Below are 21,750 nucleotides of genomic sequence, written 5' to 3' on the forward strand. Positions count from 1 at the left end.
CGGAGCCGCTCCCGTCATGGGCAGGAGTACTCAGTCGGGTACTCAGGTGTCCCGGATGGTGCAGGCTGGGGGCATGGACTGGTGCCACTACCGCTTTCGCAGCATCTGGGAACTGCACGCCGACCCGGCCGCCGTCCTCGACGTCCTGGGACGCCCCGAGGACTACCCGCACTGGTGGCCGCAGGTCCGCGCGGTCACCCCCGTCGACGCGCGCAACGCCACCGTCCGCATCCGCTCGTTCCTCCCGTACGACCTGGTGGTCACCGCACAGGAGCGGCGCCGCGACCCGGCGGCCGGAGTCCTGGAGACGGGCCTGACGGGGGACATGACGGGGTGGGCGCGCTGGACGGTCCGGCCGGCCCGCCTCGGGAAGGACCACGGCACCCGGGCGTTCTACGAGCAGGTGGTGGACGTGCGCAGACCGCTGCTGCGCAACCTGGCGGTGCCAGGACGGCCGGTCTTCCTCGCCAACCACGCGTGGATGATGCGCTCGGGACGGCGCGCCCTGGCCGCCGCACTCGCGGTTTGAACCGAACCCGGAAAGAGCTGTATGGTTCAACCCGTTCCCGGGCGATTAGCTCAGTGGGAGAGCACTTCGTTCACACCGAAGGGGTCACTGGTTCGAACCCAGTATCGCCCACCCCGGGAGAGCCGGTCCGTCACAGACGGACCGGCTTTTCGCATGGCGCGACAGTGCCCCCGGGTGGGGCTGGCACCACCCCCGGCAGGGGGGTCCGCTCCCTCGTTCCGCGCCCGCGGATTTCCTACCGTGGTCGGTGCACGGACCGCCGTGCGCGACCCGACCGAGGAGACACCGCCCCGATGAACACCATGACCAAGGCGATGCTGTGGATGCTGCTCGCCGTCTCCGTGGCCGCGAACGTGTTCCTCGGCTTCGCGGCGGACGGCCTGCTCCGGATCGTGCTCAGCACACTGTCCGGACTGCTCGGACTCGCCGCCCTGACAGGGCTGGTGGCGCTGTGGAGGACCCGCGGCGCGGACACGGTCTGAGTACCGCACCGCCGGGGCGCCCCTGACGGCACACCGCCCCTGCCCCGCACACCGTCCCTGCCCCGCGCGCCGCTGCCGGGCTCAGGCCGCCTGCGCGTGCGCCTCCGGGCGCAGCGGCCACGCCGGGTCCACCGCCTCCTCGGAGCCGTTGCGCGCGAACCAGGCCTGCAGGCCGCGCGCCTGCGCGGCGAACCACACCGCCTGGAGCGTGTGCAGTTCGGCGGGCGAGAGCCGCTCCAGCCGCGCGGAGAACCGCCTGCCCACCGCCCGCACCAGCTCCAGCGACGCCCTCGCGTCCGCTGCCGCGTCGTGCGCCTCGTCCAGCTCCACACCGTAGTGCGCGCACAGATCGGTGAGGGTGCGCCGGCCCTTGCGGTACCGGTCCAGATGCTTGTCCAGGACCCGCGGGTCCAGCACCGTCAACGGCCTGGCCTCCAGATACCGCGACAGCGAGGAAGCGCGGTGCCTGCGCAACTCCCGGTCCAGCATGGTCAGATCGAACGGTGCGTTCATGATGACCAGCGGGCGCCGCGCCGCACACTGCTCGGCTATCGCACGGGCGATCTCCTCCATCACGGGCGACGGCCAGCGGCCGTTGCGCTGAAGGTGCTCGTCGGTGAGCCCGTGTATCTCCGTGGCGCCGGCCGGAACCGGCACGCCCGGGTTGACCAGCCAGCGGGTGGCCCGGAACCGGGCGCCCGCCGCCTCCTGCACCACGAGCGCCGCCGCAACGATCCGGTCACCCTCCACGTCCACGCCCGTGGTCTCCGTGTCGAAGGCCGCCAGGGGCCCCTCGTACCAGCACGTCATGTCCCTACTCCTCTGGCTCCACCGGCAGTTGGCGTGCTCCACGGATCGGCCCGGTGCGCTCCCTGCCCGAAGCGGTGATACCCGGGCCGTTTACGACATAAGCCGTACGGAGACAACACAGGTGACAGGAACGGAAGTTGACGGCCCGTCGATCACCGGCCGGTCCCGGCCGGCCACGAACCGATCAGCACGGCCCGGAAGGCACACGTCAGCCATGGCGCTCACGCAGCCCGAACCGGGCGGGCTGCTGCCCGGGCGGACCCCTCCGTCACGGGGCGCACTCGCCACCACCGCCTGCATGGAGACACTCCAGGTGGGCTATCTGCACGCGGTCGCGGCAGCCGCCGGCTGCTCGCTCTCCCAGCCGTTCCCGGACAACGGCATCGACTGGCACGTCAGCCACGGGTCCCCCGTGCACACCATCGACGACGAAGTGACGATCAAGGTGCAGCTCAAGTGCACCTACCAGCTCACCCCCCGCCCGCCGGGCACCGCCTTCTCCTTCACCCTCGACAACGACCACCTGGTGAAGCTGGCGCGCACACCCGTCTCGGTCCACAAGATCCTGGTCGTGATGATCGTGCCCAGGACCAGGGACGACTGGCTGCGGGCCGGACACGACCGGCTCGACCTACGGCACTGCTGCTACTGGATCAACCTGGCCGGACACCCCGTGACGGGCAGGCACAGGACCAATGTGCGGGTCGCCACCTCGCGGATATTCGACGACCGAGCCCTCTGCGAGATCATGACCCGCGTCGGGGCGGGAGGGAAACCCTGATGCACCGGTACCGGCCGATCGACGATCCCGGACGACCGCACCCCAGCGAACTCGTGGGCGCCTGGGGCGGCGGCGGACCCGAGTCGTCCCAGGTCGACCCCGCCGTACTCGGCGCACTGCTCGCCCGGCACGGATGGCACAGGCGCGGCGGAGCACCGGGACGCTACGCACGCTGGACGCCGCCCGGCACCGGCCCCGGCGGCACCAGCCTGCTCGTACCGGAGTCACGCGCCTTTCCCGACAGCGACGACCTCCTCGGCGAGGCACTCGGCGCCCTGGAACGCTGCCCGGCACCCTCCGCACGCGAGGTCCTGGTGCAGCTCGCCGTACCCAGCGACGAGATCCGGTGGTGGCGGGACGTCCCCGAGGAGGTGACGGGAGCAGCCGCCTGGCCCGCCGAGGAGAAACTGCGCTCGGCCGCCCGCCAGGTGCTGCTCGCCGGGGCGCTGGCCGCCCGGGGCCGGGCCGGCTACTACGGGGCACGGCACCGCAGACAGGCGCAGGCCGCACTGGCGGACGTCCTGGTCGGGCCGGGGGCCGGCGGGCGCAGACTGACCGCGTTCGTCCCCGTCGGCACCGGGCGGGCAACCGTCGTACGGCTGCACCACGCGCTGCACGCGGCCCGCGAGGCGACCGACTACCAGCGGGCCACCGGCGGCATGGAGGCCTTCGACGCGGCGGTGGAGGCCGGGGTCAGCCACGAACTGACCGAGGCGCTGGTCGCGTTGGTGCAGGGCTCCGAGGGCGCGCGGATCGCCCTGGACTGGGCGCCTTCCGCCGGAGCCCCGCCCGGCTGCGCGGCTCGGCCCGAGGCGGTGGAGTTCTCACCCGGGGACCTGCCCGCACTGCGGTCCGCCGGCGCGCGCTACCTGCGCGCGGAACCCTCGGTGCCGGTACGGCTCACGGGCGCTGTCGTACGGATGCGCAGATCGGCTCCGCGGGGCGGCGGGACGGTACGGCTGCGGGTGCTGGCGGGGGCGGAGGTGCCGTACGTGCGGCTGGTGCTCGACGAGGAGGCGTACCGGATCGCCGGGCACGCGCACCTGGTGGGGCTGCCGATCCAGGTCGGCGGGCGGCTGGAGCGCAGGGGCGGGTTCCGGCGGCTGACGGGGGCGCGCGGCGTGGTGCCCGTACAGGTCGACGAGGCGGAACGGGACCGGCTGATGAAGGCGCTCCACGAGAACCTGGACTTCTTCGAGGAGGCGTGCAGCGGGGAGGAGTGAGGAGGGTGTGCCGGGGGAGGGCATAACCGTTTCGCGTGCGGGCCCGGTCGCTCGGTACGATTCGGGTGCGTGCCGCTTCCCCGGGCGCGCACCCCCCTCAGTCAGGAGAGACCGGTGTCAGATGTCCGTGTGTTCATCCCACGCGATTCCGAGCGGGAAGAGCGCGTGGTGACGTCGGGCACTACGGCAGCCGAGCTCTTCGCCGGCGAGCGCTCGATCGTCGCCGCCCGGGTCGCGGGCGAGCTGAAGGACCTCTCGTACGAGATCCAGGACGGCGAGGAGGTCGAGCCGGTCGAGATCACCTCCGAGGACGGCCTGAACATCCTGCGCCACTCCACCGCGCACGTCATGGCGCAGGCCGTGCAGGAGCTCTTCCCCGAGGCCAAGCTGGGCATCGGCCCGCCGGTCAAGGACGGGTTCTACTACGACTTCGACGTCGAGCGGCCCTTCACCCCGGAGGACCTCAAGGCGATCGAGAAGCAGATGCAGATCATCCAGAAGCGGGGGCAGAAGTTCTCCCGCCGGGTGGTCAGCGACGAGGCCGCCCGCGAGGAGCTGGCCGGCGAGCCGTACAAGCTGGAGCTCATCGGCATCAAGGGTTCGGCTTCGAGCGACGACGGCGCGGACGTCGAGGTGGGCGGCGGCGAGCTGACCATCTACGACAACCTCGACGCGAAGACCGGCGAGCGGTGCTGGAGCGACCTCTGCCGGGGGCCGCACCTGCCCAGCACCCGTAACATCCCGGCCTTCAAGCTGATGCGCAACGCCGCCGCCTACTGGCGCGGCAGCGAGAAGAACCCCATGCTCCAGCGCATCTACGGCACCGCGTGGCCGTCGAAGGACGAGCTGAAGGCGCACCTGGAGTTCCTCGCCGAGGCCGAGAAGCGCGACCACCGCAAGCTGGGCAACGAGCTGGACCTGTTCTCGATCCCCGAGCAGATCGGCTCCGGCCTCGCGGTCTTCCACCCCAAGGGCGGCATCATCCGCCGGGTCATGGAGGACTACTCGCGCAAGCGCCACGAGGAGGAGGGGTACGAGTTCGTCTACACCCCGCACGCCACCAAGGGGAAGCTCTTCGAGCAGTCGGGGCACCTGGACTGGTACGCCGACGGCATGTACCCGCCCATGCAGCTCGACGAGGGCACGGACTACTACCTCAAGCCCATGAACTGCCCCATGCACAACCTGATCTTCGACGCGCGGGGGCGTTCGTACCGCGAACTGCCGCTGCGGCTGTTCGAGTTCGGGACCGTGTACCGGTACGAGAAGTCGGGTGTCGTGCACGGTCTGACCCGTGCCCGGGGCTTCACGCAGGACGACGCGCACATCTACTGCTCCAAGGAGCAGATGGCGGAGGAGCTCGACAAGGCGCTCACCTTCGTCCTGGGGCTGCTGCGCGACTACGGTCTGACCGACTTCTACCTGGAGCTGTCCACCAAGGACCCGGAGAAGTTCGTCGGCAGCGACGAGATCTGGGAAGAGGCCACCGCGACGCTTCAGCAGGTCGCCGAGAAGCAGGGGCTGCCGCTGGTCCCGGACCCGGGCGGGGCTGCCTTCTACGGGCCGAAGATCTCCGTGCAGTGCAAGGACGCCATCGGCCGTACCTGGCAGATGTCGACCGTGCAGCTGGACTTCAACCTGCCGGAGCGCTTCAACCTGGAGTACACCGGTCCGGACGGCAGCAAGCAGCGCCCCGTCATGATCCACCGTGCGCTCTTCGGATCGATCGAGCGCTTCTTCGCGGTGCTCCTGGAGCACTACGCGGGTGCGTTCCCGGCGTGGCTGGCGCCCGTGCAGGCGGTCGGCATTCCGATCGGCGACTCGCACATCTCCTACCTCCAGGAGTTCGCCGCCGAGGCGAAGAAGAAGGGGCTGCGGGTCGAGGTGGACGCCTCGTCCGACCGGATGCAGAAGAAGATCCGCAACCACCAGAAGATGAAGACGCCGTTCATGATCATCGTGGGTGACGAGGACATGGCGGCGGGCACGGTGTCGTTCCGCTACCGCGACGGCTCGCAGGAGAACGGCATCCCGAAGGCCGATGCCCTTGCCAAGCTGGTCGACGTGGTCGAGCGGCGCGTCCAGGTCTGACCCGGCGCGAAGCGGAGGGCGGTTCCGTCAGGAGCCGCCCTCCCTGCCGTCCTGCCTGCTCGGCCGCCTATGCTTTCCGCATGACGACTGAGCCGGAGCAGCAGAGTGGACCGGTGGGTGAACCCGACGGGTTCGGGCGGCTGTGGACGCCCCACCGGATCGCGTACATCCAGGGTGAGAACAAGCCGACCGGGCCCGGGTCCGGCGACGGCTGCCCCTTCTGCGTGGCTCCCGCGCACGGTGACGAGGAGTCGCTCATCGTCGCGCGCGGTACGAGTGTCTTCGCGATCATGAATCTGTACCCGTACAACGGCGGCCACATGATGGTCATGCCCTACCGGCACGTCGCCGACTACACGGAGCTCGACGACGCCGAGACCGCCGAGCTGGCCGTCTTCACCAAGAAGGCCATGACGGCGCTGCGCACGGCGTCCGGGGCGCACGGGTTCAACATCGGGCTCAACCAGGGCTCCGCCGCCGGCGCCGGTATCGCTGCCCATCTGCATCAGCACGTGGTGCCCCGCTGGGGCGGCGACACCAACTTCATGCCGGTGGTCGGGCACACGAAGGTGCTGCCGCAACTCCTCGCGGACACCCGGAAGATGCTCGCCGACGTGTGGCCCGAGCAGCCGTAGACGTTACGCGTCGTACACGTCGGCCCGGCGGGGCGAGGGGTCCTGGACCGCGCCGCTGAGGAACATCGACCGGCCGTTGAAGCGTTCGGTGTCGACGCCGTGGTCCTCCAGCACCTTGATGGCGGCGGTGTGCACCACCCGCAGCACCGGCGTCGCGGCACGCATCGCGTCGTCCGCCATGAAGCGGTGCCGCCACGGTTTGTCCGCCCAGGCGTGCCGCAGACCGAAGGGCTCCGGCAGCACGAGCTTGCCGCCGAGGTGGTCCAGCACGTTGGGGAACCAGGTCAGCGGGGCGCGGACGCTCAGACGCACCACCTCGGCGGTGTCGATGAGCGGCAGTTCGTTGGTCTTGGTCTCCCAGAACTTGACCGTCTTGCTGACGGTGACCGTCTTGGGGCTCGGCTTCGTGGTGAACAGGGGGTGCACCGGGCCCAGTGCGTGTCCGGTGACCTCGATGCGCAGGGTCTCGTGCAGGACGGTCACCGTGATCAGCATGGTGATGACCAGCTGGCCGTCCCAGAGGGTGAACTGGACGCCGAGGTAGTGCCGGTTGCCGGAGCCGAACTGCTGCTCGTTGCAGATGCGCTGTATCTCGTGCTGCTTGATCTGGTACGCGTCCACGTCCTGGCCCTCGGGGCGGCTGACCGAGCCCGCGTTCTCGCCGACCGGGGCGACGATCCAGTGCTTGACCGAGGGGGTGGGGAAGCCGCCGGTGTGCAGCGGGCCGCGCTCCAGCATGCGGAGCTGGTCGTGGATGGCGCGGATGACGTCCCAGCTGCGGAAGCCGTGGATCTCCTTGGCGGGGTCGGCGCGGTTGAGTTCCTCGGCGAGCTGCCAGCTGCCCCAGCGGGTGCCCATGCCGAGTATGCCCTTGGGGCCGGCGTAGAAGACCGAGTTGGAGTGCTGCTCGGCGGTGAGGCGGGCGAGGCCCTGGCGGAGGTTCTCGGCGGCGATCTCGCCGGGGCTGCGGGGGACGGCTTCGGGGATCTTGGCGCCGATCCCGCCGCCCGACAGGAGTGCGGACCAGCGCTCCCGCAGGTCCTTGGCGGTGGCCTCGCAGATCTGCTTGGCCCAGAGCCAGCCGATGACGGGGGCGACGACCATCGCGCGCAGGTAGATGCCGAGCACGCCGGTGAAGGGCAGCTTGATCAGGAAGATCACGACCAGGCCGGCGACGGCGATGAGGAGTGCGGTGCCGAGGGCGCCGGCCCGCCTGTCCTTGGCGCCGGCCACGGTGCGGCGCAGCTGGAAGACGGCCAGCCAGAGCAGCAGCCCGGGCAGGAAGAGCAGGCCGCAGACTGCCATGACGGCGGTCAATTTGGAGTCGCGGGCCTTGCGGATGTTGGTGGCGGCCAGGCAGTGCTCGACGACGGTCTGCGGCTCGGTGCCGAAGGACTGGATGAGCGCCGCGCGGGCGCCGCCGAGCATGCGGACCTGCACGGCCCGGGAGAACGCCTCGCCCAGATTGGGTTCGAAGAGGGAGAGCCTGCCCTTCTTCACCTCGGACTTGTGCCAGTCGCTGTTCGCGTCGAGGATCACCGTCACCGGGCTGTCCCGGTACGCCGCCGACGCCAGCGCGTGGGTCGCCGCGGTCTGTCCGGCGCCGCCCTGGAGCGGTACCTGTGCACCGGGTGAGAAATCGAATCCCGAGTCCGCCACTACCGCCCCCATCGACCGTTCACCTACGACATTTCCGCGCGATCCGCCCCTGTCGGCGGAGGAAATCCACTGCTCTGCGCCTGTTCCCAACTGCTGGCCGCCGCACACCTTCTGAGCTGGGATCACAGACTATCGGCGTGGTGTCCTGTTCGTCAGGGGAGCGCGGAATGCCGCCCGCCGCAAGGGAGTTGGGCGGTCAGTACTACCGCAAAACGGTCAACTAGCGGTCGTTTTGCTCTTTTTGGCGGAGTTTGCCTGCCAGTGGGGGCGGCATGGCCTCGTGCCTGGCGTAGGTACGACTGAAGCGGCCCGTGCCGTGCGACACGGAGCGCAGGTCGACCGCGTACCTGCCGATCTCGATCTCGGGGACCTCGGCCCGGACCAGGGTGCGGCCGTGGCCCGCCTGTTCGGTGCCGACGACCCGGCCGCGCCGCCCCGAGAGGTCGCTCATGACCGGGCCGACGTAGTCGTCGGGAACCAGGACGGTGACCGTGGCGACGGGTTCCAGGAGGTCGATCCGGGCGTCGGCGGCGGCCTCGCGCAGGGCGAGTGCGCCCGCGGTCTGGAAGGCGGCGTCGGAGGAGTCCACCGAGTGGGCCTTGCCGTCGCGCAGGGTGATCCGTACGTCGACCAGGGGGTAGCCGGCGGCCAGACCGCGGGCGGCCTGGGCCCGTACACCCTTCTCCACCGACGGGATGAACTGGCGCGGCACCGCCCCGCCGACCACCTTGTCGACGAACTCGATGCCGGTGCCCGGCGGCAGCGGCTCCACGTCGATCTCGCAGATGGCGTACTGGCCGTGCCCACCGGACTGCTTGACGTGCCGGCCGCGCCCCGCGGTCCGCTCGCCGAACGTCTCGCGGAGCGACACCTTGTGCTCGACGGTGTCGACCCGCACCCCGTACCGGGACCGCAGTCGCTCCAGGGCGACCTCGCGGTGCGCCTCGCCCAGGCACCACAGGACCAGCTGGCGGGTGGCCGGGTTCTGCTCGAGCCGCATGGTGGGGTCCTCGGCGACGAGCCGGGCGAGGCCCTGCGAGAGCTTGTCCTCGTCCGCCTTGCTGTGTGCCTCGATGGCGAGCGGGAGGAGCGGTTCGGGCATCGGCCAGGGCTCCATCAGCAGCGGGTTGTCCTTGGCGGACAGGGTGTCGCCGGTTTCCGCGCGCGTGAGTTTGGCCACGCAGACGAGGTCACCGGCGATGGCGTGGGGGAGGGGGCGCTGCTGTTTGCCGAAGGGGGAGGAGAGGGTGCCGACCCGTTCGTCCGCCTCGTGCAGGGCGCGGCCCTCCTGGGTGCGGCCGTGCCCGCACACGTGGACGGTCTCGTCGGGGTGCAGTGTGCCGGAGAAGACCCGGACCAGGGAGATCCGGCCGACGTAGGGGTCGGAGGCGGTCTTGACCACCTCGGCCACCAGTGGGCCCGCGGGGTCGCAGGTGATCGGCGGGCAGGGCGTGCCCCGCGAGGTGGTGACGGCGGGGAGTTCGTGTTCGGCCGGGGTCGGGAAGCCGCCGGTGATCAGCTCCAGGATCTCCACCGTGCCGAGGCCGTGGCGGCTGCCCTCGGGGGCGGGGGCGGCGGCGAGCACCGGGTGGAAGGTGCCGCGGGCGACGCCCCGTTCGAGGTCGCCGATCAGGGTCTCCAGGTCGAGTTCCTCGCCTGCGAGGTAGCGGTCCATCAGGGACTCGTCCTCGCTCTCGGCGATGATTCCCTCGATGAGCCGGTTGCGGGCGGCCTCGATGCGGGGCAGCTGGGAGGGGTCGGGATCGCGCTCCGTGCGCGTGCCGTGCGAGTAGTCGTAGATCTTCTGCGGGAGCAGGCCGAGGAGACCGGCCACCGGGGCGTGGCCGTCGCTCCCGCGCTCGCCGTACAGGGGGAGGTGGAGCGGGAGCACGGCGTCCGGGTCGTCGGACCCGAAGGCCTCGGCGCAGAAGTCGGTCATCGACTCGAAATCGGCGCGGGCCGCCTCCAGGTGGGTCACCACGATGGCGCGCGGCATGCCGACCGCCGCGCACTCCTCCCACACCATCCGGGTGGCGCCGTCCACGCCGTCCGATGCCGAGACGACGAAGAGGGCCGCGTCCGCGGCGCGCAGACCGGCCCTCAACTCCCCGACGAAGTCGGTGTAACCGGGAGTGTCCAGCAGATTGATCCTGATGCCGTTCCAGGTGACGGGGACCAGGGTGAGCTGGACGGAGCGCTGCTGCCGGTGCTCGATCCCGTCGTGGTCGGAGACGGTGGTGCCGTCCTCGACGCGGCCCGCCCTGTTGACCGCCCCCGCTGCCAGGGCGAGGGCCTCCACCAGGGTCGTCTTGCCCGATCCGCTGTGGCCGACCAGCACCACGTTCCGCAACGACGCGGGGTGGTCGGCCGTCGTCGCCCTGCCGGCGGCTCCGGAGTGGGTGTGCGTCGCGCGAGTCTTGTCGCCCATGGTGTCCGGCCTCCCGGTGATCGTGCACGGTGAGGAGAAGGGCGCGGACATGAGGAGCCGCAACGGCGTGGCGGCACCGATGACGCCCGCGGTCATTCGAGCTTTCCACTCGGGTCACTGTGCGTCCATACCCCGGTGCGCTCCGCCGTGGGGCCGAATGCCGCCATCTGTCGTAGGGACACGGCGTCCGGCCGGGTGCCCGGCGGTGCGGCCGGGCCACCGTGGCTACGATGGGCCAGCCGGTGGTCATAGGGGCCGCTCGGCGATCCGACCCCTCGGGAAGGCCATGCTGAACAAGTACGCGCGTGCATTCTTCACGCGTGTCCTCACACCCTTTGCCGCATTCCTGCTCCGTCGCGGAGTCAGCCCCGATGCGGTCACGCTCATCGGTACGGCCGGAGTGATGGCGGGTGCGCTGGTCTTCTTCCCTCGCGGGGAGTTCTTCTGGGGCACCATCGTCATCACCCTGTTCGTCTTCTCCGACCTCGTCGACGGCAACATGGCCCGGCAGGCCGGAGTGTCCAGCAGGTGGGGCGCGTTCCTCGACTCCACGCTGGACCGGGTGGCCGACGCGGGCATCTTCGGCGGGCTCGCCCTCTGGTACGCGGGCCACGGCAACGACAACGTGCTCTGCGCGGTCGCCATCTTCTGTCTGGCGAGCGGTCAGGTCGTGTCGTACACCAAGGCCCGCGGCGAGGCGATCGGGCTGCCCGTCGCGGTCAACGGCCTCGTCGAGCGGGCGGAGCGCCTGGTCATCACGCTGGTCGCGGCCGGCGTGGCCGGACTGCACAAGTTCGGGCTGCCCGGCGTCGAGGTGCTGCTGCCGGTCGCGCTGTGGGCCGTGGCCGTGGGCTCGCTGGTCACCCTCGGCCAGCGCGTGGTGACCGTACGGCGGGAATCGGCCGAGGCGGACGCCGCGACCGGGAACGGGGCCACCTCGTGAGCGGCACCAAGGGCGGGGGTGCACGGGCCGCGGGGGAGCGGCCAGGCACCAGGGACAAGCTGGTCGACGGCCTGTACGGACTCGGCTGGAGCGGCGTCAAGATGCTGCCCGAGCCGGTGGCCGTACGGCTCGGCCGCACCATCGCCGACCAGGTCACCAAGCGGCGCGGCAAGAGCGTGCGGCAGCTGGAGGCCAACCTCGCCCGGGTCGTCCCCGACGCGAGCCCGGAACGGCTCGCCGCCCTGACCAAGGCCGGCATGCGCTCGTACATGCGGTACTGGATGGAGTCCTTCCGGCTGCCCGTCTGGACCCCCGAGCGCATCGCCGCCGAGGTCCGCATCCACGACGACCACCGGATCACGGACGCCCTCGACTCCGGCCGGGGCGTCGTCATCGCGCTGCCGCACATGGCCAACTGGGACCTCGCCGGAGCCTGGGCGACCTCGTGTCTGGGCCACCCGTTCACGACGGTCGCCGAGCGGCTCAAGCCGGAGACGCTGTTCGACAGGTTCGTCGCGTACCGCGAGGGCCTCGGCATGGAGGTCGTTGCGCACACCGGCGGGTCGGCGTTCGGCACGCTCGCCCGGCGGCTGCGCGGCGGCGGCCTGGTCTGTCTGGTGGCCGACCGGGACCTTTCCGCGTCCGGCGTCGAGGTCAAGTTCTTCGGCGAGAGCACGCGGATGCCGGCCGGGCCCGCGATCCTGGCGCAGCAGACGGGTGCGCTGCTGCTGCCCGTCACGCTCTGGTACGAAGGTCCGAAGGCGATGCGCGGGCAGGTTCACCCGCCGGTGGAGGTGCCTGCGTCAGGTACCCGGGGCGAAAAGGCGTCAGAGATGACACAGGCGGTGGCGGATGCCTTCGCCGGCGGGATCGCCGAGCACCCGGAGGACTGGCACATGCTGCAACGACTGTGGCTGGCGGATCTTCAGACGCGGCCGGAGGGGCTGGAGTGAAGGTCGGGATCGTCTGCCCGTACTCCTGGGACGTGCCGGGCGGCGTCCAGTTCCACATCAGGGACCTCGCCGAGCATCTGATCCGGTGGGGGCACGAGGTGTCGGTGCTGGCCCCCGCCGACGACGAGACGCCGCTGCCGCCGTACGTGGTGTCGGCGGGGCGTGCCGTTCCGGTTCCGTACAACGGCTCGGTGGCCCGGCTCAGTTTCGGTTTCCTGTCGGCGGCCCGGGTACGGCGCTGGCTGCACGAGGGCGAGTTCGACGTGGTGCACATCCACGAGCCGGCCTCGCCCTCGCTCGGGCTGCTGACCTGCTGGGCGGCGCAGGGGCCGATCGTGGCCACCTTCCACACCTCCACGGCGCGCTCGCGCGCGATGATCGCCGCCTATCCGATCCTCCAGCCCGCGCTGGAGAAGATCCGCGCCCGTATCGCGGTCAGCGAGTACGCGCGGCGCACCCTGGTCGAGCACCTGGGCGGTGACGCGGTCGTCATCCCCAACGGCGTCGACGTGGGCTTCTTCGACGCCGTCGAGCCCAAGCCCGAGTGGCAGGGGCGCACGCTCGGCTTCATCGGCCGCATCGACGAGCCCCGCAAGGGTCTGCCGGTCCTGATGGCGGCGCTGCCGAAGATCTTCGCCGAGTTCCCGGACGCCCGGCTGCTGGTCGCGGGCCGGGGCGACGAACAGGAGGCGGTCGCCTCGCTGCCCGCCGAACTGCGCACGCGGGTCGAGTTCCTCGGCATGGTCAGCGACGAGGACAAGGCGCGGCTGCTGCGCAGTGTCGATGTGTACGTGGCACCCAACACCGGCGGCGAGAGCTTCGGCATCATCCTGGTCGAGGCACTGTCGGCGGGCGCCCCGGTGCTCGCCAGCGATCTGGACGCGTTCGTGCAGGTGCTGGACCAGGGCGAAGCGGGCGAGATCTTCGCCAACGAGGACGCGGACGCGCTCGCCTCGGCCGCCGTGCGCCTGCTCGCCGACGACGAGCGGCGTGCCGAGCTCAGCCGGCGGGGCAGCGCGCATGTGCGCCGCTTCGACTGGTCGACGGTCGGTGCGGACATCCTCGCCGTGTACGAGACGGTGGCGGACGGGGCCGCTTCGGTGGCGTCGGTGCCGGTGGGGGAAGGGCCGCGGGCCGGGCGGTGGGGGCGCTTCGGGCTGGGGCGGGAGTAGCGGCGGGCGGAGTGCGGTGGCCCGGGGCCCCGGCGGGTCCGGTGTGCGATTCCGGCCTTTGCGGCGTCGTGGCCGGGTTTCGGCGTGGGGAGCGGCCAGGCGTCCCTTGCGCGGTTCAGGCCTTTGCTGCGTCGTGGCCGGGTTACGGCGTGAGCAGCGGCCAGACGTCCCTGTCCGCCGTCGTGCTCCACACCGGGTCCGCGTGGGCGTAGCCCGGGACCACGCGGAACGTGACGTCGTCGTTGCCGCCGGCGCGGATGGCTTCGGCGCCGTGCGGTTCGTCGCCCCGGCCCAGCTCCATGTTGACCCAGACCACCGGGGCGCGGATCCCCGCCCAGTCGAGCCGGTAGGTGGTGTCGTCGCCCGCCCAGATCGCCGCCAGGTCGCGCAGCAGCGCGTGCGGCACCAGGCCGCTGCCCAGTGCGCTGGTGGCTTCGCCCCAGGTGCTCAGAGGTGTGTGCGTGAGCGAGAAGCGGTCGTCGGCGGGGGTGTCCGCGAACGTGTAGGAGCCGGCGCTGTAGCCCTGGGTGTAGATCCAGTGGGTGTCGCCGGGCAGCGAGCTCGTACGGATCAGCGCGAAGTGCGCGAGGCCGGCATGGGTGAAGCGGGTGGCCGGGTCCACCGGGCGGGGAACCGGGGACGGGCCGTCGGGGTCGGTGAGGGCGCGGGCGATCAGCCCTGTCAGACCGGTGTCGCCGTACAGGACGCCGTTGTCGAGCTGCGCCTGGAGTGCGTCGCGCATCCGCGCGGCGCGCAGTGCCTCGGGGCCGGTGTACGGGCCCGTGGTGTCGAGCGGCACCACCCGGTGCAGGCGGGGCGAGCGGTCCGTGGAGGCCAGGTCGAGTGCGAGGACGGCGCCCGCGGAGTGGCCGAGCAGCTGGTACGGCAGGCGCAGAACCCGGTCGACGGCCCGGACCACCTTGGCGGCGTCCGCCTTGTGCGCGGCCTGCCCCAGGGCGGCGGTCAGGTCGGCCGGTCGCGCCAGATCCTCGCGCGGGCTGATGCCGATCACCAGCTGCCGCTCGTCGCACAGGCGGTGGGCGAGGTTGTGGGCACGGGGGGTGAAGAAGTCGGCGGCGAAGTTGAGGCCGCCGCCGGGCAGCAGGTAGGCGATGCCGACCGGGGTGTGGCGGGTGTGGGCAAGGACGTCGACGCCGAGGGGGACGGGGCCGTCGTGGAGGGTGAGGCGGGTGTGGGTCCAGCCGGGGCCGTACTGGACGGTGGCCGTGCCGGGGGCGCCGAGGGCGTCGGCGATGCGGGCGGCGGCGGGAGGGGTGCGGGAATCGGCCCTCGCCCGCCCGGCGACCAGGGCGCTCACTGCCAGACCGCTGCCGGCGGTCAGCAACTTCCTTCTGTCCATGGGTGGTTGTCCCTCCAAAGCGTGGGGGTGCGGGCGCTGACGAGTCTCGCGGACAGGTGGCGGGCTTCCAAGGGGCGAGGAGCGGTCCTGCGGCGGGCCGGGCACGCGTCGCCCGCCACGGAGGGTGCGGGCCGCTGCCCGGGTAGCCTCGGCGGGTGACCGTAACCCTCATCTGGATCATCGTCGTTCTCGTCGCGATCGCGCTCTACCTCAGCTGGACCGCGGGACGGCTGGACCGGCTGCACGCGCGTATCGACGCGTCCCGCGCCGCGCTGGACGCGCAACTGCTGCGGCGGGCCTCGGTCGCCCAGGAGCTGGCGACGTCCGGGGTGCTCGACCCGGCCGCCTCGATCGTGCTGTACCAGGCGTCGCACGCGGCGCGGCAGGCCGAGGAGGAGCAGCGGGAGGTCGCCGAGAGCGAGCTGAGCCAGGCGCTGCGGGCGGTCTTCGGGGAGCCGGAGCAGGTGGAGGAACTGAAGGCGGCGCCGGGCGGCGAGGAGGCCGCCGAGGAGCTGGCCGCTGCCGTGCGCCGGGTGCCGATGGCCCGGCGGTTCCACAACGACTCGGTGCGGGCGGCGCGTGCGCTGCGCAGGCACCGCAAGGTGCGGTGGTTCCGGCTGGCGGGGCACGCCCCTTTCCCTCTGGCGTTCGAGATGGACGACGAGCCTCCGGTGGCGCTGGCGGACCGGCCGGGGACGTGAGCCCTGGGCGCCGGGGGGACGTGGCCTCTTGTCGCCCGGGGACGTGAGCCCTGGCCGCCCGGGGACGTGAGCCCTGGGTGCCAAGGGGAAGTGGCCTCTTGTCGGCCGGGCGTGAGCCCTGGCCGCCCGGGGGGTGTGACCCCCGGGCGCCCGGCGCCATGACGCCTGGTAGCCCGGGGACGCGACCGGGGCCGGCTGCCGGGACGTCATGGCGGACCGGCCGTCCGGAGGGAGACGGTGTGGCTCGCCGGGCGCTTCCCGCCGCTTCCTGGCACTGCTGGCCCGCCTGACGCGGCCCCAGGGGCACGTATCCCGGGCTCCCACTCCCGCCTCCCGGGTGCCACCTCCGTCGCGCGGGTCCCGGAAAACGAGCCACCGGCTCACCATTGGCCCTTGCAGTGGACTGGTCCGGGGAGGTTGTCTCGGAGATGTCCGGGGCGGTTGTCCTGGAGATGCAAGAACCCTCTTCACCCAGCGAGGTCCCCGTGTCGAGCAAGTCCGCGAAGTCGTCCAAGTCCACGAAGCCCGCCAAGTCGGAGAAGTCCGCGAACGCGGAGAAGGCCGTGCAGGCCGCCACCGGCACCGACCGCGTCAAGCGCGGCATGGCCGAGCAGCTCAAGGGCGGCGTGATCATGGACGTCGTCAACGCCGAGCAGGCGAAGATCGCCGAGGACGCGGGCGCCGTCGCCGTCATGGCGCTGGAGCGGGTCCCCGCCGACATCCGCAAGGACGGCGGCGTGGCCCGGATGTCCGACCCCAACATGATCGAAGAGATCATCGAGGCCGTCTCCATCCCCGTCATGGCGAAGTCCCGCATCGGCCACTTCGTCGAGGCCCAGGTCCTCCAGTCGCTCGGTGTCGACTACATCGACGAGTCCGAGGTGCTCACCCCGGCCGACGAGGTCAACCACTCCGACAAGTGGGCCTTCACCACCCCCTTCGTCTGTGGCGCCACCAACCTGGGTGAGGCCCTGCGCCGCATCGCCGAGGGCGCGGCCATGATCCGCTCCAAGGGCGAGGCCGGCACCGGCAACGTGGTCGAGGCGGTCCGCCACCTCCGCCAGATCAAGAACGAGATCGCCAAGCTGCGCGGCTACGACAACAACGAGCTGTTCGCCGCCGCCAAGGAGCTCCGCGCCCCCTACGAGCTGGTCAAGGAGGTCGCCGAGCTCGGCAAGCTCCCGGTCGTGCTGTTCTCCGCCGGTGGTGTCGCCACCCCCGCCGACGCCGCGCTGATGCGCCAGCTCGGTGCCGAGGGCGTCTTCGTCGGCTCCGGCATCTTCAAGTCCGGCGACCCGGCCAAGCGCGCCGCAGCCATCGTCCGCGCCACCACCTTCTTCGACGACCCGAAGATCATCGCGGACGCGTCGCGCAACCTGGGCGAGGCCATGGTCGGCATCAACTGCGACACCCTCCCCGAGGCCGAGCGCTACGCCAACCGGGGCTGGTAACTGCCGTGAAGAGCAACCCCGTTGTCGGCGTCCTGGCACTCCAGGGCGACGTACGGGAGCACCTGGTCGCCCTGGCCGTGGCCGACGCCACGGCCAGGGAGGTCCGGCGCCCCGAGGAACTCGCCGAGGTCGACGGCCTGGTCATCCCCGGCGGCGAATCCACCACCATGTCCAAACTGGCCACGCTCTTCGGCATGCTGGAGCCGCTGCGCGCCCGCATCGCCGACGGCATGCCGGTCTACGGCACGTGCGCCGGGATGATCCTGCTCGCGGACAAGATCCTCGACCCCCGGTCCGGACAGGAGACGCTCGGCGGCATCGACATGATCGTGCGCCGCAACGCCTTCGGCCGGCAGAACGAGTCCTTCGAGACCACCGTCGACGTCACCGGCATCCAAGGCGGCCCGGTCGAGGGCGTCTTCATCCGCGCACCGTGGGTGGAGTCCGTCGGAGCCGAGGTGGAGGTGCTCGCCGAGCACGGCGGTCACATCGTCGCCGTACGGCAGCACCGTGCGCTCGCCACGTCCTTCCACCCGGAACTCACGGGGGACCACCGGGTGCACGCGCTGTTCGTCGACATGGTGCGCGCCGCGACCTGACCGGCTCCCGGTAGGATCTCTGCCGAACGCAGCAGAATTGGTTACGCGAAGGAGACAGGCAGATGTCCGGCCACTCTAAATGGGCTACGACGAAGCACAAGAAGGCCGTGATTGACGCCAAGCGCGGCAAGCTCTTCGCGAAGATGATCAAGAACATCGAGGTCGCGGCGCGCACGGGCGGCGCGGACCTGGCGGGCAACCCGACCCTCTTCGACGCCATCCAGAAGGCCAAGAAGAGCTCGGTCCCGAACAAGAACATCGACTCTGCCGTCAAGCGTGGTGCCGGTCTCGAAGCCGGTGGCGCCGACTACGAGACGATCATGTACGAGGGTTACGGCCCGAACGGTGTCGCGGTGCTCATCGAGTGCCTCACCGACAACCGCAACCGCGCCGCCTCCGACGTGCGCGTCGCCATGACCCGCAACGGCGGCTCGATGGCCGACCCGGGCTCCGTCTCGTACCTGTTCAACCGCAAGGGCGTCGTCATCGTCCCCAAGGGCGAGCTTGCCGAGGACGACGTGCTGGGCGCGGTGCTCGACGCGGGTGCCGAAGAGGTCAACGACCTCGGCGACACCTTCGAGGTGCTGAGCGAGGCCACCGACCTGGTCGCGGTCCGCACCGCGCTCCAGGAAGCCGGCATCGACTACGACTCGGCCGATGCCACCTTCGTGCCGACCATGCAGGTCGAGCTGGAGGAAGAGGGCGCGCGCAAGATCTTCAAGCTGATCGACGCGCTGGAGGACAGCGACGACGTGCAGAACGTCTTCGCCAACTTCGACGTCAGCGACAAGGTGATGGCCGCTCTCGACGCCGAGTAGTCGGCAGTGACGGTACGACGACGGGCCGACGGGAGACCTTCCCGTCGGCCCGTCGCGTTGCCGGGCCTGTGACGGCGGGACTGTGTTGGCGGGCCCGATTGTCAGTGCGAGCCGATAGCCTGCACAAACAGGTGAGTCAATAAGGGGGCGCGGTGCGGGTACTGGGTGTGGACCCCGGGCTGACCCGGTGCGGGGTGGGCGTGGTCGAAGGGGCGGCGGGACGTCCGCTGACCATGTGCGGGGTGGGTGTCGTACGGACGCCCGCCGACGCCGAGCTGGGGCTGCGCCTCGTCGCCATCGAGCGGGGCATCGAGCAGTGGCTCGACGACTACCGCCCCGAAGTCCTCGCCGTCGAGCGCGTCTTCAGCCAGCACAACGTGAGCACGGTGATGGGCACCGCCCAGGCCAGCGCGGTCGCCATGCTGTGCGCCTCCCGCCGCGGCATCCCCGTCGCCCTGCACACCCCCAGCGAGGTCAAGGCCGCCGTCAGCGGCAGCGGCCGGGCCGACAAGGCGCAGGTCGGCGCCATGGTGACACGCCTGCTGCGGCTCGACGCCCCGCCGAAACCCGCCGACGCCGCCGACGCGCTCGCCCTCGCCATCTGCCACATCTGGCGGGCCCCCGCGCAGAACCGGCTCCAGCAGGCCGTCGCCGCGCACGCGTCCCGTACCGCTCCCGCCCGTACCGCAAGCACCGTCAGGAAAGGCCGCACCTCATGATCGCCTTCGTCAGTGGCCCGGTGGCCGCACTCGCCCCCACCACCGCGGTGATCGAGGTCGGCGGCATCGGCATGGCCGTCCAGTGCACGCCCGACACCCTCTCCACCCTGCGCATGGGCCAGGACGCCAGGCTCGCCACCTCCCTCGTCGTACGGGAGGACTCGCTCACCCTGTACGGCTTCGCGGACGACGACGAGCGGCAGGTCTTCGAGCTCCTGCAGACCGCCAGCGGCGTCGGCCCCCGCCTCGCCCAGGCCATGCTCGCCGTGCACAGCCCCGACGCCCTGCGCCTCGCGGTGTCCACCGGCGACGAAAAGGCCCTCACCGCCGTTCCCGGCATCGGCAAGAAGGGCGCGCAGAAACTACTCCTCGAACTGAAGGACCGGCTCGGCACGCCGCTCGGCACCGGAGGCCACGCCGGCACCCGGCGCGCCGCCCAGGGCCCCGCCCCCTGGACCGAGCAGCTGAGCGCCGCCCTGATCGGTCTCGGCTACGCCTCCCGCGAGGCCGAGGAAGCGGTGTCGGCAGTCACCCCGCAGGCCGAGGCAGCCCTGGCCGAAGGCACCCAGCCGCCCGTGCCGCAGCTGCTGCGGGCAGCCCTGCAGACCCTCAACCGGGCCCGCTGACCCCCGCCCTCCCACGTACCGCGGCAGCCCCGCGTACTGCACCCGACCCGAGAGCGATCCGTACATGAACTGGGACGACACCGGACCCGACGCCGATCCGAGGCTGGTCGACTCCGCCGCCGACGGCGAGGACCAGGCCGTCGAGGCCGCGCTGCGCCCCAAGGACCTGGAGGAGTTCGTCGGCCAGGAAAAGGTCCGGGAGCAGCTCGACCTGGTGCTGCGGGCAGCCAGGGCACGCGGTGCCACCGCCGACCACGTCCTGCTCTCCGGCGCCCCCGGCCTCGGCAAGACCACCCTCTCCATGATCATCGCCGCCGAGATGGGCGCCCCCATCCGCATCACCAGCGGGCCGGCCATCCAGCACGCGGGCGACCTCGCCGCGATCCTCTCCTCCCTCCAGGAGGGCGAAGTCCTCTTCCTCGACGAGATCCACCGGATGTCCCGTCCGGCCGAGGAAATGCTGTACATGGCGATGGAGGACTTCCGCGTCGACGTCATCGTCGGCAAGGGGCCCGGCGCCACCGCCATCCCCCTCGAACTGCCGCCCTTCACCCTGGTCGGCGCCACCACCAGGGCCGGTCTGCTGCCGCCGCCGCTGCGCGACCGCTTCGGCTTCACCGGGCACATGGAGTTCTACGAACCCGCCGAACTGGAGCGGGTCATCCACCGCTCCGCCCGCCTGCTGGACGTGGAGATCGGCGCGGACGGAGCCGCCGAGATCGCCGGCCGCTCCCGCGGCACCCCCCGCATCGCCAACCGGCTGCTGCGCCGGGTCCGCGACTACTCCCAGGTCAAGACCGACGGGGGCCTCATCGACCGGGAGATCGCCGCCGCCGCGCTCAAGGTGTACGAGGTGGACGCACGCGGACTGGACCGCCTCGACCGCGCCGTGCTCGAAGCACTCCTCAAGCTCTTCGGCGGCGGCCCCGTCGGCCTGTCCACCCTCGCGGTCGCGGTGGGGGAGGAGCGCGAAACCGTCGAGGAGGTCGCCGAGCCCTTCCTCGTACGGGAGGGCCTGCTGGCCAGAACACCCCGGGGACGAGTGGCCACTCCCGCCGCCTGGGCGCACCTGGGTCTCGTACCGCCCCAGCAGGGTCCCGGGAGAAGCGGACAACCGGGTCTGTTCGGGGCGTGACGGTGTGGACGGCGCACAGTCAGGAACCTCGGTGCGATGCTGGGCGTTGTTCCCTGCAGGCGGACTCGCTTAGACTCCGCCGATGCCGACCTTCCGGTTCGGCATGCCCACCCCGTATATACAGGCCGCCTCCGACGCGGTCGTGCGAAGGAAGTTCCGTCCCGTGAGTATCGTGACCCTCCTCCCCTTCATCGTGCTCATCGGGGCCATGTTCCTGATGACCCGGTCCGCCAAGAAGAAGCAGCAGGCCGCTGCGCAGATGCGCAACGAAATGCAGCCCGGCACCGGTGTGCGCACCATCGGCGGCATGTACGCCACGGTCAAGGAGGTTCACGACGACACGGTCCTTCTTGAGGTCGCCCCGGGCGTCCACGCCGTATACGCGAAGAACGCCATCGGCGCCGTCCTCGACGACGTCGAGTACAACCGCATCGTGCACGGCGAGGAAGCCCCCGAGCTCGACGCCGACAGCCCCGTCGTCCCGGACGACGCCTCGTCGCTGACCGGCTCCGCCGACACCTCCGACGACGACGTCGCCCGCATCGACCTCGGCAAGAAGCCCGAGGCCGCCGAGCCTGCCGCCGACGCCGAGCCGAAGGACAAGAAGGCCGACGAGGGCGACGCGAAGTAGGTCC

Annotated in this window: 21 protein-coding genes and 1 tRNA gene; 18 read left to right on the forward strand and 4 right to left on the reverse strand. The window is 71.3% G+C overall.

Annotation, left to right across the window (positions count from 1 at the left end; genetic code table 11):
• The first annotated feature begins 73 nt into the window (after positions 1 to 73).
• From ACFWVV_RS27830 to ACFWVV_RS27840, 3 genes are all read left to right on the forward strand, one after another.
• Positions 74 to 529 (forward strand): SRPBCC family protein, encoded by a 456-nt coding sequence (locus ACFWVV_RS27830; RefSeq protein ID WP_384355722.1) that lies wholly within the window; start codon positions 74 to 76, stop codon positions 527 to 529.
• A 39-nt stretch (positions 530 to 568) separates the two neighbouring features.
• Positions 569 to 640, forward strand: a tRNA-Val gene (locus ACFWVV_RS27835).
• 182 nt (positions 641 to 822) lie between these two features.
• A complete protein-coding gene (locus ACFWVV_RS27840) occupies positions 823 to 1,011 on the forward strand; it encodes a hypothetical protein (RefSeq protein ID WP_384355641.1) in 189 nt (62 codons plus the stop codon).
• 81 nt (positions 1,012 to 1,092) lie between these two features.
• On the opposite strand, the gene ACFWVV_RS27845 is transcribed toward ACFWVV_RS27840, so the two are convergent.
• Positions 1,093 to 1,821, reverse strand: a complete 729-nt coding sequence (locus ACFWVV_RS27845) for a 3'-5' exonuclease (RefSeq protein WP_384355643.1) — start codon at positions 1,819 to 1,821, stop codon at positions 1,093 to 1,095.
• A gap of 214 nt (positions 1,822 to 2,035) precedes the next feature.
• On the opposite strand from ACFWVV_RS27845, the gene ACFWVV_RS27850 reads away from it, so the two are divergent.
• The 4 genes from ACFWVV_RS27850 to ACFWVV_RS27865 all read left to right on the forward strand — a co-directional run bounded on the left by ACFWVV_RS27850 (position 2,036) and on the right by ACFWVV_RS27865 (position 6,551).
• Positions 2,036 to 2,602, forward strand: coding sequence for a DUF4365 domain-containing protein (locus ACFWVV_RS27850; RefSeq protein WP_384355645.1), 567 nt, complete (start codon positions 2,036 to 2,038; stop codon positions 2,600 to 2,602).
• A complete protein-coding gene (locus ACFWVV_RS27855; RefSeq protein WP_384355647.1) occupies positions 2,602 to 3,825 on the forward strand; it encodes a hypothetical protein in 1,224 nt (407 codons plus the stop codon). Before ACFWVV_RS27850 ends, ACFWVV_RS27855 begins: the two co-directional genes overlap by 1 nt.
• Before the next feature lie 114 nt (positions 3,826 to 3,939).
• Complete coding sequence (thrS, locus tag ACFWVV_RS27860) at positions 3,940 to 5,916, forward strand: threonine--tRNA ligase (protein WP_384355649.1); 1,977 nt, start codon at positions 3,940 to 3,942, stop codon at positions 5,914 to 5,916.
• Between the two features lie 80 nt (positions 5,917 to 5,996).
• On the forward strand, positions 5,997 to 6,551 hold the full coding sequence (locus ACFWVV_RS27865) for an HIT family protein (RefSeq protein ID WP_384355651.1): 555 nt from the start codon (positions 5,997 to 5,999) through the stop codon (positions 6,549 to 6,551).
• Between the two features lie 3 nt (positions 6,552 to 6,554).
• Here the strand turns inward: ACFWVV_RS27865 and ACFWVV_RS27870 are convergent, their stop codons facing one another.
• Together ACFWVV_RS27870 and ACFWVV_RS27875 are read right to left on the reverse strand one after the other, a co-directional pair.
• A complete protein-coding gene (locus ACFWVV_RS27870) occupies positions 6,555 to 8,222 on the reverse strand; it encodes a hypothetical protein (protein WP_384355653.1) in 1,668 nt (555 codons plus the stop codon).
• Between the two features lie 208 nt (positions 8,223 to 8,430).
• Entirely contained in the window at positions 8,431 to 10,638 is a 2,208-nt protein-coding gene (locus tag ACFWVV_RS27875; protein ID WP_384355724.1) for an elongation factor G-like protein EF-G2, read from the reverse strand.
• A gap of 286 nt (positions 10,639 to 10,924) precedes the next feature.
• Between ACFWVV_RS27875 and pgsA the strand changes: the two genes are divergently transcribed.
• The 3 genes from pgsA to ACFWVV_RS27890 are packed head-to-tail and all read left to right on the forward strand — an operon-like array spanning position 10,925 to position 13,706.
• Entirely contained in the window at positions 10,925 to 11,581 is a 657-nt protein-coding gene (gene pgsA / locus ACFWVV_RS27880; RefSeq protein WP_384355655.1) for a phosphatidylinositol phosphate synthase, read from the forward strand.
• A gap of 59 nt (positions 11,582 to 11,640) precedes the next feature.
• On the forward strand, positions 11,641 to 12,534 hold the full coding sequence (locus tag ACFWVV_RS27885) for a phosphatidylinositol mannoside acyltransferase (RefSeq protein ID WP_384355726.1): 894 nt from the start codon (positions 11,641 to 11,643) through the stop codon (positions 12,532 to 12,534).
• Complete coding sequence (locus tag ACFWVV_RS27890) at positions 12,531 to 13,706, forward strand: glycosyltransferase family 4 protein (RefSeq protein ID WP_384355657.1); 1,176 nt, start codon at positions 12,531 to 12,533, stop codon at positions 13,704 to 13,706. The genes ACFWVV_RS27885 and ACFWVV_RS27890 overlap by 4 nt, the downstream gene beginning before the upstream one ends.
• A gap of 142 nt (positions 13,707 to 13,848) precedes the next feature.
• Here the strand turns inward: ACFWVV_RS27890 and ACFWVV_RS27895 are convergent, their stop codons facing one another.
• A complete protein-coding gene (locus ACFWVV_RS27895) occupies positions 13,849 to 15,066 on the reverse strand; it encodes a hypothetical protein (RefSeq protein WP_384355659.1) in 1,218 nt (405 codons plus the stop codon).
• 155 nt (positions 15,067 to 15,221) lie between these two features.
• Here ACFWVV_RS27895 and ACFWVV_RS27900 point away from each other — a divergent pair, with 155 nt between their 5' ends.
• The 8 genes from ACFWVV_RS27900 to yajC all read left to right on the forward strand — a co-directional run bounded on the left by ACFWVV_RS27900 (position 15,222) and on the right by yajC (position 21,746).
• Positions 15,222 to 15,767, forward strand: coding sequence for a hypothetical protein (locus ACFWVV_RS27900; protein WP_384355661.1), 546 nt, complete (start codon positions 15,222 to 15,224; stop codon positions 15,765 to 15,767).
• A 563-nt stretch (positions 15,768 to 16,330) separates the two neighbouring features.
• On the forward strand, positions 16,331 to 17,218 hold the full coding sequence (gene pdxS / locus ACFWVV_RS27905) for a pyridoxal 5'-phosphate synthase lyase subunit PdxS (RefSeq protein ID WP_384355728.1): 888 nt from the start codon (positions 16,331 to 16,333) through the stop codon (positions 17,216 to 17,218).
• 5 nt (positions 17,219 to 17,223) lie between these two features.
• Positions 17,224 to 17,817 (forward strand): pyridoxal 5'-phosphate synthase glutaminase subunit PdxT, encoded by a 594-nt coding sequence (pdxT, locus tag ACFWVV_RS27910; RefSeq protein WP_384355663.1) that lies wholly within the window; start codon positions 17,224 to 17,226, stop codon positions 17,815 to 17,817.
• 62 nt (positions 17,818 to 17,879) lie between these two features.
• Entirely contained in the window at positions 17,880 to 18,635 is a 756-nt protein-coding gene (locus ACFWVV_RS27915) for a YebC/PmpR family DNA-binding transcriptional regulator (RefSeq protein ID WP_384355665.1), read from the forward strand.
• 152 nt (positions 18,636 to 18,787) lie between these two features.
• The gene (gene ruvC, locus ACFWVV_RS27920) at positions 18,788 to 19,354 is read left to right on the forward strand and encodes a crossover junction endodeoxyribonuclease RuvC (protein WP_384355667.1); all 567 of its coding nucleotides are present in this window, start codon (positions 18,788 to 18,790) and stop codon (positions 19,352 to 19,354) included.
• The gene (gene ruvA, locus ACFWVV_RS27925; RefSeq protein ID WP_384355669.1) at positions 19,351 to 19,980 is read left to right on the forward strand and encodes a Holliday junction branch migration protein RuvA; all 630 of its coding nucleotides are present in this window, start codon (positions 19,351 to 19,353) and stop codon (positions 19,978 to 19,980) included. The genes ruvC and ruvA overlap by 4 nt, the downstream gene beginning before the upstream one ends.
• Before the next feature lie 64 nt (positions 19,981 to 20,044).
• Positions 20,045 to 21,115 (forward strand): Holliday junction branch migration DNA helicase RuvB, encoded by a 1,071-nt coding sequence (ruvB, locus tag ACFWVV_RS27930; RefSeq protein ID WP_384355671.1) that lies wholly within the window; start codon positions 20,045 to 20,047, stop codon positions 21,113 to 21,115.
• Between the two features lie 163 nt (positions 21,116 to 21,278).
• Positions 21,279 to 21,746 (forward strand): preprotein translocase subunit YajC, encoded by a 468-nt coding sequence (yajC, locus tag ACFWVV_RS27935; RefSeq protein WP_384355673.1) that lies wholly within the window; start codon positions 21,279 to 21,281, stop codon positions 21,744 to 21,746.
• The last annotated feature ends 4 nt before the right edge of the window (positions 21,747 to 21,750 follow it).

This window comes from Streptomyces sp. NPDC058663, assembly GCF_042716745.1.
Taxonomy (GTDB): domain Bacteria; phylum Actinomycetota; class Actinomycetes; order Streptomycetales; family Streptomycetaceae; genus Streptomyces.

Bases quoted from the DNA above. Each gene is read 5' to 3' on its own strand.
- ACFWVV_RS27830 (WP_384355722.1), top strand. From the start codon at position 74: ATGGACTGGTGCCACTACCGCTTTCGCAGCATCTGGGAACTGCACGCC.
- ACFWVV_RS27840 (WP_384355641.1), top strand. From the start codon at position 823: ATGAACACCATGACCAAGGCGATGCTGTGGATGCTGCTCGCCGTCTCC.
- ACFWVV_RS27845 (WP_384355643.1), bottom strand. From the start codon at position 1,821: ATGACGTGCTGGTACGAGGGGCCCCTGGCGGCCTTCGACACGGAGACC.
- ACFWVV_RS27850 (WP_384355645.1), top strand. From the start codon at position 2,036: ATGGCGCTCACGCAGCCCGAACCGGGCGGGCTGCTGCCCGGGCGGACC.
- ACFWVV_RS27855 (WP_384355647.1), top strand. From the start codon at position 2,602: ATGCACCGGTACCGGCCGATCGACGATCCCGGACGACCGCACCCCAGC.
- ACFWVV_RS27865 (WP_384355651.1), top strand. From the start codon at position 5,997: ATGACGACTGAGCCGGAGCAGCAGAGTGGACCGGTGGGTGAACCCGAC.
- ACFWVV_RS27870 (WP_384355653.1), bottom strand. From the start codon at position 8,222: ATGGGGGCGGTAGTGGCGGACTCGGGATTCGATTTCTCACCCGGTGCA.
- ACFWVV_RS27875 (WP_384355724.1), bottom strand. From the start codon at position 10,638: ATGGGCGACAAGACTCGCGCGACGCACACCCACTCCGGAGCCGCCGGC.
- pgsA (WP_384355655.1), top strand. From the start codon at position 10,925: ATGCTGAACAAGTACGCGCGTGCATTCTTCACGCGTGTCCTCACACCC.
- ACFWVV_RS27895 (WP_384355659.1), bottom strand. From the start codon at position 15,066: ATGGACAGAAGGAAGTTGCTGACCGCCGGCAGCGGTCTGGCAGTGAGC.
- ACFWVV_RS27915 (WP_384355665.1), top strand. From the start codon at position 17,880: ATGTCCGGCCACTCTAAATGGGCTACGACGAAGCACAAGAAGGCCGTG.
- ruvA (WP_384355669.1), top strand. From the start codon at position 19,351: ATGATCGCCTTCGTCAGTGGCCCGGTGGCCGCACTCGCCCCCACCACC.
- ruvB (WP_384355671.1), top strand. From the start codon at position 20,045: ATGAACTGGGACGACACCGGACCCGACGCCGATCCGAGGCTGGTCGAC.